13 protein-coding genes are annotated in these 15918 nt (G+C 69.8%); 2 read left to right on the top strand and 11 right to left on the bottom strand.

Going from position 1 to position 15918, the window contains the following annotated elements; all coding sequences use genetic code 11:
• Positions 1-93: 93 nt before the first annotated feature.
• A complete protein-coding gene (locus M2163_RS20575; RefSeq protein WP_020123262.1) occupies positions 94-621 on the top strand; it encodes a universal stress protein in 528 nt (175 codons plus the stop codon).
• Positions 622-837: 216 nt separating this feature from the next.
• Here the strand turns inward: M2163_RS20575 and glmS are convergent, their stop codons facing one another.
• Positions 838-2655, bottom strand: coding sequence for a glutamine--fructose-6-phosphate transaminase (isomerizing) (gene glmS / locus M2163_RS20570; protein WP_280851338.1), 1818 nt, complete (start codon positions 2653-2655; stop codon positions 838-840).
• 13 nt (positions 2656-2668) lie between these two features.
• Complete coding sequence (locus M2163_RS20565; RefSeq protein ID WP_020123260.1) at positions 2669-2926, bottom strand: hypothetical protein; 258 nt, start codon at positions 2924-2926, stop codon at positions 2669-2671.
• A 165-nt stretch (positions 2927-3091) separates the two neighbouring features.
• On the opposite strand from M2163_RS20565, the gene M2163_RS20560 reads away from it, so the two are divergent.
• Positions 3092-4654 carry a metallophosphoesterase family protein gene (locus M2163_RS20560; RefSeq protein ID WP_280894674.1) on the top strand — a complete coding sequence of 521 codons (1563 nt, stop codon included), beginning with the start codon at positions 3092-3094 and terminating at the stop codon, positions 4652-4654.
• 92 nt (positions 4655-4746) lie between these two features.
• On the opposite strand, the gene M2163_RS20555 is transcribed toward M2163_RS20560, so the two are convergent.
• The 9 genes from M2163_RS20555 to M2163_RS20515 all read right to left on the bottom strand — a co-directional run bounded on the left by M2163_RS20555 (position 4747) and on the right by M2163_RS20515 (position 15913).
• A complete protein-coding gene (locus tag M2163_RS20555) occupies positions 4747-6519 on the bottom strand; it encodes an IucA/IucC family siderophore biosynthesis protein (RefSeq protein WP_280894673.1) in 1773 nt (590 codons plus the stop codon).
• Positions 6516-7049, bottom strand: coding sequence for a GNAT family N-acetyltransferase (locus M2163_RS20550; protein ID WP_280894672.1), 534 nt, complete (start codon positions 7047-7049; stop codon positions 6516-6518). Before M2163_RS20550 ends, M2163_RS20555 begins: the two co-directional genes overlap by 4 nt.
• Positions 7046-8323 (bottom strand): lysine N(6)-hydroxylase/L-ornithine N(5)-oxygenase family protein, encoded by a 1278-nt coding sequence (locus M2163_RS20545; RefSeq protein ID WP_280894671.1) that lies wholly within the window; start codon positions 8321-8323, stop codon positions 7046-7048. Before M2163_RS20545 ends, M2163_RS20550 begins: the two co-directional genes overlap by 4 nt.
• Positions 8307-9749, bottom strand: a complete 1443-nt coding sequence (desA, locus tag M2163_RS20540) for a lysine decarboxylase DesA (protein WP_280894670.1) — start codon at positions 9747-9749, stop codon at positions 8307-8309. Before desA ends, M2163_RS20545 begins: the two co-directional genes overlap by 17 nt.
• A gap of 143 nt (positions 9750-9892) precedes the next feature.
• On the bottom strand, positions 9893-10702 hold the full coding sequence (locus M2163_RS20535; protein ID WP_280894669.1) for a siderophore-interacting protein: 810 nt from the start codon (positions 10700-10702) through the stop codon (positions 9893-9895).
• 35 nt (positions 10703-10737) lie between these two features.
• Positions 10738-11784, bottom strand: coding sequence for an ABC transporter substrate-binding protein (locus tag M2163_RS20530; RefSeq protein WP_280894668.1), 1047 nt, complete (start codon positions 11782-11784; stop codon positions 10738-10740).
• A 130-nt stretch (positions 11785-11914) separates the two neighbouring features.
• Positions 11915-13075 (bottom strand): acyl-CoA dehydrogenase family protein, encoded by a 1161-nt coding sequence (locus tag M2163_RS20525; RefSeq protein WP_280851346.1) that lies wholly within the window; start codon positions 13073-13075, stop codon positions 11915-11917.
• A 7-nt stretch (positions 13076-13082) separates the two neighbouring features.
• Positions 13083-14003, bottom strand: a complete 921-nt coding sequence (locus tag M2163_RS20520) for a hydroxymethylglutaryl-CoA lyase (RefSeq protein ID WP_280894667.1) — start codon at positions 14001-14003, stop codon at positions 13083-13085.
• Positions 14000-15913 (bottom strand): acetyl/propionyl/methylcrotonyl-CoA carboxylase subunit alpha, encoded by a 1914-nt coding sequence (locus tag M2163_RS20515; RefSeq protein ID WP_280851348.1) that lies wholly within the window; start codon positions 15911-15913, stop codon positions 14000-14002. The genes M2163_RS20520 and M2163_RS20515 overlap by 4 nt, the downstream gene beginning before the upstream one ends.
• Positions 15914-15918 lie beyond the last annotated feature (5 nt).

The following is a 15918-nucleotide window of genomic DNA, read 5'->3' as shown; positions in this document are numbered from 1 at the left end:
TTGGGGGTATGGGGTTGGGAAGATGATTCCCGGACACAGCTCCGCCGCACACGGTCGTCCCTCCCACACAAGGATCACAACGCCGAGACAGCCATGGCCGGTCACGAATTCTTCGAACCAGCGGACCGCAAGCGGCCCGTCGCCGACCCCACGGCGGCCGAGCCCCTGGCGGCGGAAGAGCCACGCCACTCCTGCGACCCCGCGTTCAAGCACGGCGTCGTGGTCGGCTTCGACGGCTCCACGTCCAGCGAGCGTGCCCTCGCCTACGCGATCGGCATGGCCCATCGCTCCGGCTCGGGCCTGATCATCGTGCATGTCGCCAACCGGCTGCCCACCACGGTGTGGGCCGGCTGCGAGCCACCGGTCTTCGTCGACGTGCCGGACCACCGCACCGAGGTGCTCGGCCTGGAGCTCGCCTGCGCGGACTACCTGGCCGAGGTCCCCTGGATCCTCGTCGAGCGCGGCGGCGACATCTGCCACGAACTCGAGGAGGTCGGGCGGGAGTACGAGGCGGACGCGATCGTCGTCGGCTCCACCCACGGCATCGTCGGGCGCATCTTCGGCTCCGTCGCGGGGCGGCTCGCCAAGCGGGCGAAGCGGCCCGTCATCGTCATTCCGTAACTCGCGCTCCTCCCAGGTGGGATGAGCGAATCTACTGGCCCGTAGGGGTGTTTGTGCCCTTGTGAAGGGCATATAGCGGTCATGGACTGCCGGCGGGAGGCGTGACGGCCACCGCCCAAGTGGCAGTCGGCGTCGGGGCATTGGGCGACCCCGGCGCATCGAACGGACCCCCCGTGACAGGTGGCATCACGTGGGGGTCCGTCCTGCGCAAAGCTGCTACTCGACCGTCACCGACTTCGCGAGGTTGCGGGGCTTGTCGATGTCCCGGCCCAGGGCCAACGCGGTGTGGTAGGCGAGGAGTTGGAGGGGAATGCCCATCAGGATCGGGTCCAGCTCGTCCTCGTTCTTCGGGACGACGATGGTCTCGTCGGCCTTCTCCTGGTGCTGGTGGGCGACGGCCAGGATCCGGCCGCTGCGGGCCTTGATCTCCTCCAGGGCGGCGCGGTTCTTCTCCAGCAGGTCGTCGTCGGGGACGATCGCGACCGTGGGCAGGGCGGGCTCGATCAGGGCCAGGGGGCCGTGCTTGAGCTCGGAGGCGGGGTAGGCCTCCGCGTGGATGTAGGAGACCTCCTTGAGCTTCAGCGAGGCCTCGCGGGCCACCGGGTAGCCCCGGACGCGGCCGATGAAGAGCATCGAGCGGGCCTCGGCGTACTGCTCGGCCAGCTTCTTGACGTGCTCCTCCTGCTCCAGCATCTCGGTGATCTGCGCCGGCAGCCTGCGCAGCCCCTCGATGATCCGCTTGCCGTCGCGGACCGAGAGGTCGCGGGTGCGGCCCAGGTGCAGGGCGAGCAGGGCGAAGGCGACCGTGGTGTTGGTGAAGCACTTCGTGGAGACCACGCAGACCTCGGGACCCGCGTGCACGTAGATGCCGCCGTCCGCCTCGCGGGCGATCGCCGAGCCGACCACGTTCACGACGCCGAGCACCCGCGCGCCCTTGCGCTTGAGCTCCTGGACGGCCGCGAGGACGTCGTAGGTCTCACCGGACTGGGAGACGGCGACGTAGAGGGTGTCGGGGTCGACGACCGCGTTGCGGTAGCGGAACTCGGAGGCGGGCTCCGCGTCCGCGGGGATGCGGGCGAGCTCCTCGATCATCTGGGCGCCGATCATGCCCGCGTGGTACGAGGTGCCGCAGCCGAGGATCTTCACGCGGCGGATCTGGCGGGCCTCGCGGGCGTCCAGGTTGAGGCCGCCGAGACGCACGGTGGAGAAGCGGTCGTCGATGCGGCCGCGCAGGACGCGGTCCACGGCGTCGGCCTGCTCGTGGATCTCCTTGTGCATGTAGGTGTCGTGGCCGCCCATGTCGTAGGAGGCGGCCTCCCACTCGACGGTGGTGGGCTCGGCCGTGGTGCGGGTGCCCTCGGTGGTGTAGGTGCGGAAGTCGTCGGCCTTGAGGGTGGCCATCTCGCCGTCGTCGAGGGTGACGATCTGACGGGTGTGGGCGACCAGCGCGGCGATGTCCGAGGCGACGAACATCTCCTTCTCGCCGATGCCGAGCACGACCGGGGAGCCGTTGCGGGCCACCACGATGCGGTCGCCGAAGTCGGCGTGCATCACGGCGATGCCGTAGGTGCCCTCGATCACCCGCAGGGTGTCGCGGACCTTGTCCTCCAGCTTCTCCGCCTGGGAGCGCGCGATGAGGTGGACGAGGACCTCGGTGTCGGTGTCGGAGAGGAACTCGACGCCGTCCGCCTCCAGCTTGCGGCGCAGTTCGGAGGCGTTGTCGATGATGCCGTTGTGGACGACGGCGACCTTGCCCTCCGCGTCCAGGTGCGGGTGGGCGTTGACGTCGGAGGGGGCGCCGTGGGTGGCCCAGCGGGTGTGGGCGATGCCCGTGGTGCCCTTGAAGCGGGCCGGGACCTTGGCCTCCAGGTCGCGCACCCGGCCCTTGGCCTTGACCATCTTCAGCCCGGCCGTCTTCGGCGAGGTGACGACGATGCCCGCCGAGTCGTAGCCGCGGTACTCGAGTCGCTGCAGGCCCTCCAGGAGCAGGGGGGCGACATCACGCTTCCCGATGTATCCGACAATTCCGCACATAAAGATGTGTCCCCTAGCCGTAGACCATGCGGCGCAGCTGCCTGAGCGTCAGCTCCGGCGGTGCCACCGCTCGATATTTCAGGTCCGCCTCGATCCGTCCGAAGATCTCCGCGTTCACCAGGCCCTGGGCCTGGAGCTCGCGGTGGCGGCGACGGACGTAGTCCTCGGTCGTCTCGTCGAAGAAGGCGAGCACGTCCTGGATCACCCGCAGTGCCTCGCCCCGGCTGAGGGGCGTGGACCGCGTCAGATGATCAACAAGTTCGTCGTGCACCCGGTAGATCCTGGGGTACCGGGAGCCGTTTCGCAACAATCCTGCCCGATATCGGGCAGCAATCTGTTGATGCTCTTATGGACGTCTGTTCGCGAGCTGTCCATTCTGCGGCCCCCACCTCGTTGCCCGTGCAGACGAGTTTCAGACGCCATGGACATTCCTCGCATGGGCGTACCCGAGCAGCTCGCCGACCGCATGAGCATGGCCGAGCAGCACGAGTACCTGCGCGCCACGTTCTCCCGGCGCACGATGATCAGAGGCGGCGCCGTCACCCTGGGCGCCGTCGCGGGTGGCGCGTTCGTACCGGGTGCCGTCGCCCGGGCCGCCACACCCAGCCGTACCCTCGCCGCTGCCGAGAGCGTCGACGGCGCCCTCGTCGCCCCCTTCGGCCGCCACCTCGCCTACGGCAACGACGCGCGCACCGAGATGACCGTCTCCTGGCAGGTGCCCCTCGCGGTCAGGAAGCCCTTCATCCGGATCGGCGCCCGCCCCTGGGACCTCTCCCGCAAGATCGAGGCCGAGGTGCGCACCCTGCACACCCCGGCCGGCGTCGGCGCCGGCGGCGACCACACGCAGTACTACCTGCACGCGAAGCTGACCCACCTGCGCCCCGGCCAGACCTACTACTACGGCGTCGGCCACCAGGGCTTCGACCCCGCCGAGCCGCACCTGACCGGCACCCTGGGCACCTTCACCACCGCGCCCGCCCACAAGAAGCCGTTCACCTTCACGGCCTTCGGCGACCAGGGCGTCAGCTACCACGGCCTGGCCAACGACAGCCTGCTCCTCGGCCAGAACCCGGCCTTCCACCTGCACGCCGGCGACATCGCCTACGCCGACCCGGCCGGCCAGGGCAAGACCGCCGACACCGGCTTCGACTCCCGGGTGTGGGACCAGTTCCTCGCCCAGACCGAGTCCGTCGCCAAGTCCGTGCCGTGGATGGTGAGCTACGGCAACCACGACATGGAGGCCTGGTACTCGCCCAACGGCTACGGCGGCGAGGAGGCCCGCTTCACGCTCCCCGACAACGGGCCGGACAAGGCCCATCTGCCGGGCGTGTACTCCTTCGTGTACGGCAACACCGCGATCATCTCGCTGGACCCGAACGACGTCTCCTACGAGATCCCGGCCAACCTCGGCATCTCCGGCGGCACCCAGACCACCTGGTTCGAGGGGCAGCTGAAGAAGTACCGGGCCGCGAAGGACATCGACTTCGTCATCGTGTTCTTCCACCACTGCGCCTACTGCACCTCCACGGCGCACGCCTCGGAAGGCGGCGTGCGCCAGGAGTGGGTGCCGCTGTTCGAGAAGTACCACGTGGACCTGGTCATCAACGGCCACAACCACCAGTACGAGCGCACCGACGTCATCAAGGGCGACAAGGTCGCCAAGAAGCTCCCGATCGGCGGGACCGCGTACCCCGAGACCGAGGGCGTCGTCTACGTCACGGCGGGCGCGGCCGGCCGCAGCCTGTACGCGTTCAGCGCGCCCGACTCCTACGAGGGCCACCTGAACGAGCGCGACTCCGTCGCCTCCTTCGTCAACACCAAGGACGGCAAGGTCGACGAGACGGTCGCCTGGTCCCGGGTGCGCTACCTCAACTACTCCTTCCTGCGCGTGGACGTGGAGCCCGCCCCCAAGGGCCACTACGCCAGGCTGAAGGTGTCGGGCATCGCCGAGACCGGCGACCGCATCGACCACTTCACCGTGGCACGCAGGGCCAGGTAGAGGTCCGGAGGACGGGTCGGCGGCGGCCGGGCCGCAAGCGACGGGGCCCGGGAGGACCGTACTCCCGGGCCCCGTCCGTCCGGCGGGGCGTGCTAGAGGCCCGCGATGGGGTTGCGCAGCGTGCCGACCAGCTGGAGCGCGCCGGACGGGTCCGCCAGGTCGACCATCTGCCGGTTGTTGCGCAACTGGAGCCGGTTGAGGCAGGACAGGGCGAACTCGGGCGCGAACATGTCGTACCGGTCGAACTTGTCGGCCAGTTCGGGCACCGAGTGCTGGTAGTCGCGGGTGACCTCGGCGACCGTGCGCCAGAAGTCCTCCTCCTCCAGGACTCCCTCGGCGGCGAGGTTCGCGGCGAGGAAGCGGAAGAAGCAGTCGAAGACGTCCGTGAAGATCGACAGCAGTTTCTTGTCGTCGGGGACCTCGACCCGCAACCGCTCGACCGTGGGCGGCAGCACCGCCTCCGGGTCCATGACGGCGATCTCCTCGGCGATGTCCTTGTAGATCGCCCGCTCCACCGCACCGTCCTTCAGGACCAGGACGACGTTCTCGCCGTGCGGCATGAACACCAGGTCGTAGGCGTAGAAGCTGTGCAGGAGGGGGGTGTAGTAGGCGCGGAGGTAGCGGCGCAGCCAGTCGGCCGGGGCAAGGCCCGACCGCTCGATGAGGGCGCCCGCGAAGGACCGGCCCTCGTGGTCGACGTGGACCAGGGAGGCCATCGTCGCGAGCGACTCGCCGTCCTGGAGGGAGGGGACGGGGCTCTCGCGCCACAGCGCGGCCAGCATCTTGCGGTACGGCGAGTAGCGGTCCGTGGCGGCCTCGTACTCCAGGTGCCGGTAGCCGACGGCCGCCCGCTCCCGGATGATCGACAGACCCGTGGACTTCAGGACCGGGTCGCCCTCGATGAGCTGGGCGAGCCAGTCGTTGATGGCCGGGGTCGCCTCCATGTAGGCGGCCGAGAGTCCCCGCATGAAGCCCATGTTGAGGACGGACAGGGCCGTCTTCACGTAGTGCTTCTCGGGGTGCGACCGGTTGAAGAAGGTCCGGATGGACTGCTGGGCCAGGTACTCGTCGTCGCCCTCGCCGAGGCAGACCAGCAGGTCGCGGGCGACCTCGGCGGCGAAGGTGACGGTGAGCTTGTTCCACCACTGCCAGGGGTGGACGGGGATGAGGAGGTAGTCGGCCGGGTCGAGGCCCTTGTCCCGCAGGACGCCGTAAAAGCGCTCCACGGTGTCCTCGCCCAGCTCCTGCCGTACGAAGCTCTCGTACTCGATGCCGACCCCGGCCGTGAACGCGGCACGGGAGCGGTGGGCGGCGAGCCAGACCAGACGGACCGGACTCGCGGTCTCGGGGGCGTACGCGAGGTACTCGTGGATGCCGAAGCCGAGCCGGCCGTTGTTGGCCACGAAGCAGGGGTGGCCCTCGGTCATCCCGGTCTCGATGTCCTGGAAGGAGCTCCTCGCGAGCTCGGCGACCGGGATCCGCGGCTTGGTGAGCTTGTAGCAGGTGCCGGAGAGGGTGGAGGAGATCTCCTCCAGGTAGACCGGCAGGATCTCGTCGCTGAGGCCGAGGGTGTCCTTCAGCTCGATGAAGAAGTCCAGCGCGGCCAGCGGGACCTCGGCGCCGTCGCGGTGCCGGGTGATGGAGTCGGCGTCGATCTGCCAGTGGTCCAGGGCGCGGCGCACGGCCGTGAAGTCGTAGCGGGTCTTGCCGTCGTCGCTGCGGACGACGTACTGGTCCTTGTCCGTCTCCTCGGGCTCGATCAGCCGCTCGTGGGCGAACTCGGCGAGGCCCTTGCGGACCAGCAGGCGGTTGGCCGTCTCCCAGCGCTCGGGGGACAGGTGGGCCACGGCGTCGGCGAGGCTCATGCGGTCACCCCCGTGGCGGCAACGAACTGCTCCCGGGTGCAGAAGCTCAGCAGGGCCCTCTTCTCCGGCTTCTGGATCTCGCGCTCGGGCACGAACCCGACCGCCTCGTTCAGTGCGTGGACGGCCTTGTTGGAGACGTCCGGCTCCACGACCACCCGCTGGACGGCCGGGTCCTCGAAGAGGTGGGCCATCACGGCGGTGATGACGGACCGGGTGAAACCGTGGACGGGCGTGTCGGTCGCCGGGGTGAGGAAGTGCATGCCGACGTCACCGGGCCGGGGCTCGTACAGCCCGACCAGTTCGCGGTGGGCGGGGTCGTACTTCTCCATCAGGAACGCGGGCTCGCCGTCCTCGTCGAGGCCCAGCAGCGCGTGGTGGTGCTCGTCGGCCGCGATGTCCATGTAGGCCCGCTCGACGTCCTCCAGCTTCGCGTCCTGCATCATCCAGAACGCCGCCTTGGGGTGGGTGACCCACCCGTGCAGCAGCTCGGCGTCCTTCAGCGGGTCGAGGGGGCGGAAGGTGAAGGTCATACGGAGAACTCCTGGAACGCGATCGTCTTCTCGACCGGGTAGTACTCGGTGCCGAGCAGCTCCCGGATGATGCAGCTGTTGCGGTAGGCGCCCATGCCCAGGTCGGGGCTGGTGACGCTGTGGGTGTGGACACCGGCGTTCTGCAGGAAGACACCTCTGCCCGTCACGTCGATCGCGTAGGTGCGGGACACGTCGAAGTTGCCGTGCGAGTCATACACCAGGCGGTCCTTGACCGGGGCCAGGAACTCCGGCTCGGCGTACCGGTAGCCGGTGGCGAGGACCAGGCCCTGCGACTCGATCTCGAAGTCCTTCTCCTGCTCCTCCTGGCGGAAGGCGAGCGTGTACGTGCCGTTCTCGTACCGCGCGCTGTTCAGCGAGGAGTTGGTGAGCAGCCGGGTGGGGACCGGGCCGCCCAGGTTCTTCTGGTAGAGCAGGTCGAAGATCTCGTTGATGAGGTCGCCGTCGATGCCCTTGAACAGGCCCTTCTGCTCGGCGGTGAGCCGGTAGCGGGTGGCCTCGGGGAGCTCGCGGTAGTAGTCGATGTACTCCGGGGAGGTCATCTCCAGCGTGAGCTTGGTGTATTCGAGGGGGAAGAAGCGCGGGGAGCGGGTCACCCAGTTCAGCCGGTAGCCGTGGACGTCGATCTCCGAGAGGAGGTCGTAGTAGATCTCGGCGGCGGACTGGCCCGAGCCGACCAGCGTGATGGACTCCTTCTTCACCAGCTCCGAACGCTGCTCCATGTAGCGGGAGTTGTGGATGAAGTCGCCGCCCAGCCCCTGGCAGGCCTCCGGGACGTACGGCGGGGTGCCGGTGCCGAGGACCAGGTGGCGGGCGCGCAGGACGTCTCCGTCGGCCGTTGTCACGACGTAGAGCTCGTCCTCGTACCGGACCTCGGTCACGGTCGTGTCGAAGCGGACGCTGCTCAGTTTGTTCGCGGCCCAGCGGCAGTAGTCGTCGTACTCCACCCGCAGCGGGTAGAAGTTCTCGCGGATGTAGAACGAGTACAGCCGGCCCTTCTCCTTCAGGTAGTTGAGGAAGGAGTACGGCGAGGTCGGGTCGGCGAGGGTGACCAGGTCCGACATGAACGGGGTCTGGAGGTGGGCGCCGTCCAGGAACATGCCGGCGTGCCACTCGAAGTCGGGCTTCGACTCCAGGAAGACCCCGTCGAGTTCGGCGATGGGCTCGGTGAGGCAGGCCAGGCCCAGGTTGAACGGGCCCAGCCCGATCCCCACGAAGTCGTGGACGGCGGACGAGTTTTCAGGACGCGCGGTCAAGGGACTCTCCCAGGTACTGCTCGGCGTGGCCGGCGATCAGGTCGAGGACGACGGACATGTCCTCGACCGTCGTCTCGGGGTTGAGCAGGGTGAACTTCAGGTAGTGCCGGCCCTGGACCTTGGTGCCCGCGACCACCGCGTCGCCGGAGGCGAACAGGGCCTTGCGGGCGTACAGGTTGGCCCGGTCGATCTCGGCCGGGTCGGTGACCGAGGGCGGGATGTAGCGGAAGACGAGGGTGGAGAGACTCGGTTCGACGACCACGTCGAAGCGCGGGTCGGCGGCGAGCAGCTTCCAGCCCTCGGCGGCCAGGTCGCAGACCTCGTCGAAGAGCTGTCCGATGCCGTCGGCACCCATCACCCGCAGGGTCATCCACAGCTTGAGGGCGTCGAAGCGGCGGGTGGTCTGGAGGGACTTGTCCACCTGGTTGGGAATACGTTCCTGCACCATGCGGCGCGGGTTGAGGTACTCCGCGTGGTAGGTGGCGTGGCGCAGCGTGGCCGCGTCGCGGACCAGGACGGCGGACGAACTCACCGGCTGGAAGAAGGACTTGTGGTAGTCCACGGTGACCGAGTCGGCGCGCTCGATGCCCTCGATGCGGTCCCGGTACTTGACCGAGGCGAGCAGCCCGCAGCCGTAGGCGGCGTCGACGTGCATCCAGGTGCCGTACTGCTCGCACAGTTCGGCGATCTCGGGCAGCGGGTCGATGGAGCCGAAGTCGGTGGTGCCCGCGGTGGCGACGACGGCCATGGGGACGAGGCCGTCCTGCTTGCAGCGCTCCAGCTCGCGGGCGAGGGCGACGGTCTGCATCCTCTTGTCGGCGCCCACGGGGACGGAGACGACCGCGTCGGCGCCCAGGCCGAGGAGTTTGGCGGACTTCTTCACGCTGAAGTGGCTGACTTCGGAGGCGAAGACACGCAGCTTGGCCGTCGTGTCCGCCTTGGCCTCCTCGCGGGCCAGCAGCAGGGCCTGGAGGTTGGACTGCGTCCCGCCCGAGGTGAACACCCCGTCGGCGACCGGCCCCAGGCCGATGCGGGTGGTGGTCCAGTCGATCAGTTTGCGCTCGATGAGGGTGCCGCCGGCCGACTGGTCCCAGGTGTCCAGGGAGGAGTTGACGGCGGAGAGGATGGCCTCGCCGAGCACGGCCGGGATGACGACCGGGCAGTTGAGGTGGGCGAGGTAGCGGGGGTGGTGGAAGTAGATCGCGTCCCGGAGGTAGACGTCCTCCAGCTCGTCGAGCACCGCCGCGGTGTCCAGCAGGGGCTTGTCGAGGTCGATCTCGTCGATGCGGGGGGAGAGGGCGTCGACGGTGACGCCGGTGAACGGCCTTGTGGTGGTGGCGAGTTTGGCCGCCACCCGCTCGATTCCTTCGGTCACGGAGCGGCGGTAGCTCTCCGCGGTCGTGTCGTTGAGCAGGTGCGAGCGCATGTGGGGGTCCTCCGGTGGGGACGATCCGTGCGGGACGGGGCAGGAGCGGGGGCGGATACCCGGGCTTCAACTTAGGTAAGCCTAACCTAATTAACGCGGGCCAAAACCTGCCCCATCCGTGACCGGCGTCACGTGTACGGGCGTTACCCGGCCGCCCGCAGCTGTTCCTCGGTCATCCCCTGACGCCAGTACCCGACGAAGGTGACCCGGCGCCGGTCGACCCCGCGCTCGCGCACGAAGAGCCGCCGCAGCTCCTTCACGCACCCGGACTCGCCCGCGATCCACACGTACGGCCGCTCGGCGGGCGGGAGTTGGGCGTCCCGGATGACGTCGGGCGCCCTCTTGCCGACGAGCCAGGTGATCTCGGCGTCCGCGTCGGTCGCCAGATCCTGGATGTCCCCGGCGTCCCGCACCTCCAGCCAGACGCGAGCCCGCTGTCCGGCGGGAAGGGCTTCGAGGATCGCGGAGACGGCGGGCAGCGCGGTCTCGTCACCCCACATCAGTACGAGATCGGTGTCGGCGGGCGGCCGGAACCGGATGGCACGGTTGTCGGCGATCGCGGGCCCGAGCAACTGCACCCTGTCCCCGGCACGGGCCCGCGCGGCCCAGGCGGACGCGGGCCCGGCGGGCTCGTGCAGCACGAAGTCGATGTCGATCTCGTCGGGGTCGCGGCGCAGGCCCCGGAGCGTGTACGACCGCATCACGGCCCGCACGTCATCGGGCTGCTCCCGCCAGGCCTGCCACCAGCCGTCCCCGAGTTCGACGGGGACGCCGGGCTCGGTCCGCCCCGCGGCGGGGACGAAGAGGGAGAGCGACTGGTCGTGTCCGTCGGAGGAGAAGTGCCGGAGGTCCTCCCCGGTGAAGCTGACGCGCACGAGAGACGGGCCGAGCCGCCTCGTCCGCACGACCTGGAGGGAGAAGAAACGGAACGGGGCGGCTACGGCCGTAGTCATACAGAGCTCCTGAGGCTCAGGAAGGTGTCCGGGGGTCAGCTGACCTTCTTCGCGGTCTCGATCGCCTTCGCGAGGTTCTCCACCATCGCCACGCACTTGTCGTACGACAGGATCGGCTCGGGGGAACGGGCGATGACCTGCCCGGCCTTGACCGCGGGCAGCTTCTTCCAGGTGGCCTCGGTGATGTCGGCCGGCTGGATGGTCGCCGTACGGTCGTCCATCATGATGATGTCGGCCTGGTACTTGTCGACGTTCTCCCAGCTCAGCGACTCGTACCAGCCGCCGGACGCCTTGAGCACGGACGCCGGGGGCTCCACGAAGTTCACGCCGAGTGCCTTGAAGTACTCGAGGTCGATGGAGAGGTTGGTGCCGGAGACGTAGAAGACGTCCTGGGCCGCGGACCCGGCGAGCACCTTGATGTCGGGGTGGGCCTTGGCCGCGGCACGCAGCCGCTCCGACGCCGCCTCGAACCGCTTCTTCGCGTCGGTGACCTTTGCCGCCTTCATGTCGGCGCCGAGGGACTCGGCCAGCTCCCACACCCGCTGGAGGGGCGTGGTGATCTGACGGTCGTACACGGAGACCGCCACGCTGGGCGCCAGCTTGGCGATCTTGGAGGCGGAGGCCGCGGGGACGTACCAGAGGGTGCCGGCGCTGTCGAAGGTCGTGCTGATGAGGACCTCGGGCGCGAAGGCCGCGTACTGCTCGACGTTGAACTGGTCCCAGACGTTGCCGAAGACGGTCAGCTTGCTGACGTCCATGTCGCCGGCCTGGACGTCGGCCTTGCCGTCCTTGGTCTTGGTGGGGCCGAAGACGCCCTTGACCTCGATGCCGTAGTCGTGGAGCGCGGCGGCGACGCCGACGAAGGCGACGATCTTCGTGGGGACCTTGTCGAGCTTCACGGTGGTGCCGCGGTCGTCCTTGAAGGCCCACGCCCCGGACTTGGCGGCCGTGGTCCCCTTGCCAGAGCCCTCGCTGCTGGAGTCGTCGTCACCGCAGGCCGCGAGCACGGCGCCGAGGCCGAGTGCGCCGCCCGCGGCGAGGATGCCACGGCGGGTGAGGTGGGCGGCTCTTGCGTTGGACATGTGTGGCTGCTTTCGAACGGGGCGGAGCGCCCGCCGGACAAGTTCGAACGTAGGTTAGCCTAACCTCATCAAATGTCCAGAGGGCGGGGCGCCGCCCCGTCGAAGCTGTGGGTGCTCTGTGAGCTGCGGGTTAACCCACCAGCCCCAACTCCCGCGCGATCAGCATCCGCTGGACCTCGCTGGTGCCCTCGCCGATCTCCAGGATCTTGGAGTCGCGCCACATCCGGGCCACCGGGTACTCGTTCATGAAGCCGTAGCCGCCGTGGATCTGGGTGGCCTCGCGGGCGTTGTCCACGGCGATCGTGGAGGAGTACAGCTTGGCGAGGGCCGCCTCCTTCTTGAAGGGCTCGCCGGCGACCAGGCGCGAGGCCGCGTCCCGCCAGGCGAGGCGGGCGGTGTGGGCCTTCATCTCCATGTCGGCGATCTTGAACTGGATGGCCTGGTTGGCGCCGATCGGCCGGCCGAACGCCTCCCGCTCCTTGGCGTACTTCACCGACTCGTCCACACAGCCCTGCGCGAGCCCGGTCGCGAGCGCCGCGATGGCGATCCGGCCCTCGTCGAGGATCCGCAGGAACTGCGCGTAGCCGCGGCCCTGTTCGCCCAGGAGGTTCGCCGCCGGGACCCGGACGTCGGAGAAGGACAGCTCACGGGTGTCGGAGGCGTTCCAGCCGACCTTCGAGTACGGCGCCGCGACCGTGAAGCCCGGGGTGCCGGAGGGGACGATGATCGAGGAGATCAGGGGCCCGCCGTCGGGCTTGCGGCCGGTGACCGCGGTGACGGTGACCAGACCGGTGATGTCGGTGCCTGAGTTGGTGATGAAGCACTTGGTGCCGTTGATGACCCATTCGTCGGTGTCGGGGTCCAGGCGGGCCGTCGTGCGGGTCGCCCCGGCGTCGCTGCCGCCGTCCGGTTCCGTCAGGCCGAAGGCGCCCAGGATCTCGCCCGAGCACAGCCGGGGCAGCCACGCGCGCTTCTGCTCCTCGGTGCCGAACAGGTGCAGCGGCATGGCGCCCAGGGAGACACCGGCCTCCAGGGTGATCGCCACCGACGAGTCCACGCGCGCGAGTTCCTCGAGGACGAGGCCGAGCGCCAGGTAGTCGCCGCCCATACCGCCGTACTCCTCGGGGAACGGCAACCCGAACAGGCCCATGCGGCCCATCTCGCGGACGATCTCGTAGGGGAACTCGTGGTGCTCGTAGTACTCGCCGATCTTCGGCGCCACTACGTCGTGGGCGAACTCCTCGACGGTACGGCGGAGTTCTTCCAGCTCGGGGGAGAGGCGGTGGTCCATCGGGGGTTCACTCCTGGTGGGAGAGGGCGCGGACGGTGCGGGACGGGCTGGGTCGGCCCAGGTGTTCGGCCATCCAGGCGCTGGTGGCGACGAGACGGCCGAGGTCGACACCGGTGTCGATGCCGAGGCCCTGAAGCATCCACACGAGGTCCTCGGTGGCGAGGTTGCCGGTGGCGGACTTGGCGTACGGGCAGCCGCCGAGGCCGCCCGCGGAGGCGTCCACGGTGGTGACGCCGTGCTGGAGGGCGGCGTGGGTGTTGGCGAGCGCCTGGCCGTAGGTGTCGTGGAAGTGCACGCCCACCTTCTCGACCGGGACGTCGAGTTCGGTCAGAAGCGCGCGTACGTGCCCCGGGGTCGCCACCCCGATGGTGTCGCCGAGGCTCAGCTCGTCGCAGCCCATGTCGAGCAGGGCGCGGCAGACCTTGGTGACCTGGGGGACCGGGACCGCACCCTCCCAGGGGTCGCCGAAGCACATGGAGAGATAGCCGCGGACATGCACGCCCTCGGCCTTGGCCCGCGCGACGACCGGGTCGAACATCGCCAGTGCCTCGTCGACCGTGCGGTTGAGGTTGGCCTTGGCGAAGGACTCGGTGGCGCTGGCGAACACAGCGACGCGGGTCGCGCCGAGCGCGAGGGCCCGGTCCAGGCCGCGTTCGTTGGGCACGAGGACCGGCAGGTCCACCGGGAGGTCGCTGATCTGCGGGAAGAGCTGCTCCGCGTCGGCGAGCTGGGGCACCCACTTCGGGTGGACGAAGCTCGTCGCCTCGATCGTCGTCAGCCCGGCCTCGGCGAGGCGGCGCACGAACTCCGCCTTCACCTCCGTCGGCACGGTCGACTTCTCGTTCTGCAGGCCGTCGCGGGCCCCGACCTCGTGGATGCGGACCCGGGCGGGGAGCCCCGCTTCCGGCAGGACCATGGGGAGCGTCATTTCTCCTCCTCCGCAGGGGTGATGACCGCGAGCACCTGGTCCATGGCGACCGTGGTGCCCGGCGCGACGTCCAGCTCGGCGACCGTGCCGGCGTGCGGGGCGGAGATGACGTGCTCCATCTTCATGGCCTCGACGACGAGCAGACTCTGCCCGGCGGCCACCTCGTCCCCGACCGCCACCTTCACCACGGTCACCGTGCCGGGCATGGGCGCGGTGAGCGAGTCGGCGCCGGCGTGGGCGGAGCGGGTGAGGGACGCGGCCACCGGGTCGTGGTCCCTCACGTGCCAGGCGTCGCCGTCCCGGCCGATCCAGTCGGCGGCGCGGTGGAAGGTGTGCCGGACGCCGTCGAGGGTGACGGTGACCTGGTCGCCGGTGACGGTGTGGGTGCCGCGCGGGACGTACTCCACCGGGTCCTGCACCCGCAGGTGGAAGCCGACGGGCTTCGGGGTGCCCCCCAGCCGCCAGCCGCTCGGCACCGAGAACGGATCGGTCCAGCCCTCTGCACCAGGCCGCAGCGCGTCGAGGCGTACGGCCGCCGCCGCCTCGTACACCTCCTCCGGTACGTCGGTGGAGACCAGGTCGTCCACCGCCCGCTCGACGAGCCCGGTGTCCAACTCGCCCCGCACCACGTCCGGATGGGCCAGGAGCCGGCGCAGGAACCCCGCGTTGGTCTGGACGCCGAGCGTCACCGTCTCCGCGAGGGCCGCCCGGAGCTTCCTGAGCGCGGTCGCGCGGTCCGGGCCGTACGCGATGACCTTGGACAGCATCGGGTCGTACAGGCTGCCGACCTCGGTGCCCTCGCTGAGCCCCGAGTCGGTGCGGACGCCGTCGCCCTGGGGCTCGCGCAGGCGCAGCACCGTGCCGCCGGACGGCAGGAAGCCTCGGGCGGGGTCCTCCGCGCAGACGCGGGCCTCGATCGCGTGCCCGGTCAGGGAGACGTCCTTCTGCTCGTACGGCAGGCGTTCGCCCGCGGCCACCCGCAGCTGCCACTCCACCAGGTCCAGGCCGGTGACCAGCTCGGTGACCGGGTGCTCCACCTGGAGGCGGGTGTTCATCTCCATGAAGTAGTACGAGGACGGATCGTCGCCCGGCACGATGAACTCCACCGTGCCCGCGCCCCGGTAGCCGCAGGAGCGGGCCGCCTCGACCGCCGCCGCGCCCATCGACGCGCGCGTGTCCTCGTCGAGGAGGACACTGGGCGCCTCCTCGATGATCTTCTGGTGCCGGCGCTGGAGGGAGCACTCGCGCTCGCCGAGGTGGATCACGTTGCCGTGGCCGTCGGCCAGCACCTGGATCTCGATGTGCCGGGGCCGGTCGACCCACCGCTCCACGAGCAGGGTGTCGTCGCCGAAGGAGGTGCGGGCCTCGCGGCGGGCGGCGGCGATCTCCTCCTCCAGGACGGTGAGGTCCCGGACCAGCCGCATGCCCTTGCCGCCGCCGCCCGCACTGGGCTTGAGCAGCACCGGAGCGCCCAACGCGCGCGCGGCTTCGTCGAGTTCGGGGTCCCGGCCGCCGGGGACCACGGGCACTCCGGCCGCCTGGACGGTCTCCTTGGCGCGGATCTTGTCGCCCATCAAGGCGATGGCGTCCGCGGGCGGCCCGATGAAGACCAGCCCGGCGTCGGCGCACGCGCGCGCGAAGACGGCGTTCTCCGCGAGGAAGCCGTAGCCGGGGTGGACGGCCTGGGCGCCGGTGCGGGCGGCCGCCTCCAGGAGCCGCTCGACGGACAGATAGCTCTCCGAGGCCGGCGCCGGTCCGAGCCGTACGGCGGTGTCGGCCTCCCGGACGTGCCGGGCGTCGGCGTCCGCGTCGGAGAAGACGGCGACCGAGCGCACGCCCAGCGCCCGTAGGGTGCGGATGACGCGGACCGCGATCTCGCCCCGGTTGGCGACAAGCACTGTGTCAAACATGGGTC

The sequence above is a fragment of the Streptomyces sp. SAI-135 genome (assembly GCF_029893805.1).
GTDB lineage: Bacteria > Actinomycetota > Actinomycetes > Streptomycetales > Streptomycetaceae > Streptomyces.
Note: the sequence above shows the minus strand (reverse complement) of the source record. Positions and strands in the feature narration are given on the sequence as shown.

What these genes read in the sequence shown, in the direction of transcription:
- M2163_RS20525 (WP_280851346.1), bottom strand. Translation starts at nt 13,075, where the DNA reads ATGGACCACCGCCTCTCCCCCGAGCTGGAAGAACTCCGCCGTACCGTC.
- M2163_RS20515 (WP_280851348.1), bottom strand. Translation starts at nt 15,913, where the DNA reads ATGTTTGACACAGTGCTTGTCGCCAACCGGGGCGAGATCGCGGTCCGC.
- M2163_RS20520 (WP_280894667.1), bottom strand. Translation starts at nt 14,003, where the DNA reads ATGACGCTCCCCATGGTCCTGCCGGAAGCGGGGCTCCCCGCCCGGGTC.
- M2163_RS20560 (WP_280894674.1), top strand. Translation starts at nt 3,092, where the DNA reads ATGGGCGTACCCGAGCAGCTCGCCGACCGCATGAGCATGGCCGAGCAG.
- M2163_RS20555 (WP_280894673.1), bottom strand. Translation starts at nt 6,519, where the DNA reads ATGAGCCTCGCCGACGCCGTGGCCCACCTGTCCCCCGAGCGCTGGGAG.
- M2163_RS20530 (WP_280894668.1), bottom strand. Translation starts at nt 11,784, where the DNA reads ATGTCCAACGCAAGAGCCGCCCACCTCACCCGCCGTGGCATCCTCGCC.
- glmS (WP_280851338.1), bottom strand. Translation starts at nt 2,655, where the DNA reads ATGTGCGGAATTGTCGGATACATCGGGAAGCGTGATGTCGCCCCCCTG.
- M2163_RS20550 (WP_280894672.1), bottom strand. Translation starts at nt 7,049, where the DNA reads ATGACCTTCACCTTCCGCCCCCTCGACCCGCTGAAGGACGCCGAGCTG.
- desA (WP_280894670.1), bottom strand. Translation starts at nt 9,749, where the DNA reads ATGCGCTCGCACCTGCTCAACGACACGACCGCGGAGAGCTACCGCCGC.
- M2163_RS20535 (WP_280894669.1), bottom strand. Translation starts at nt 10,702, where the DNA reads ATGACTACGGCCGTAGCCGCCCCGTTCCGTTTCTTCTCCCTCCAGGTC.
- M2163_RS20575 (WP_020123262.1), top strand. Translation starts at nt 94, where the DNA reads ATGGCCGGTCACGAATTCTTCGAACCAGCGGACCGCAAGCGGCCCGTC.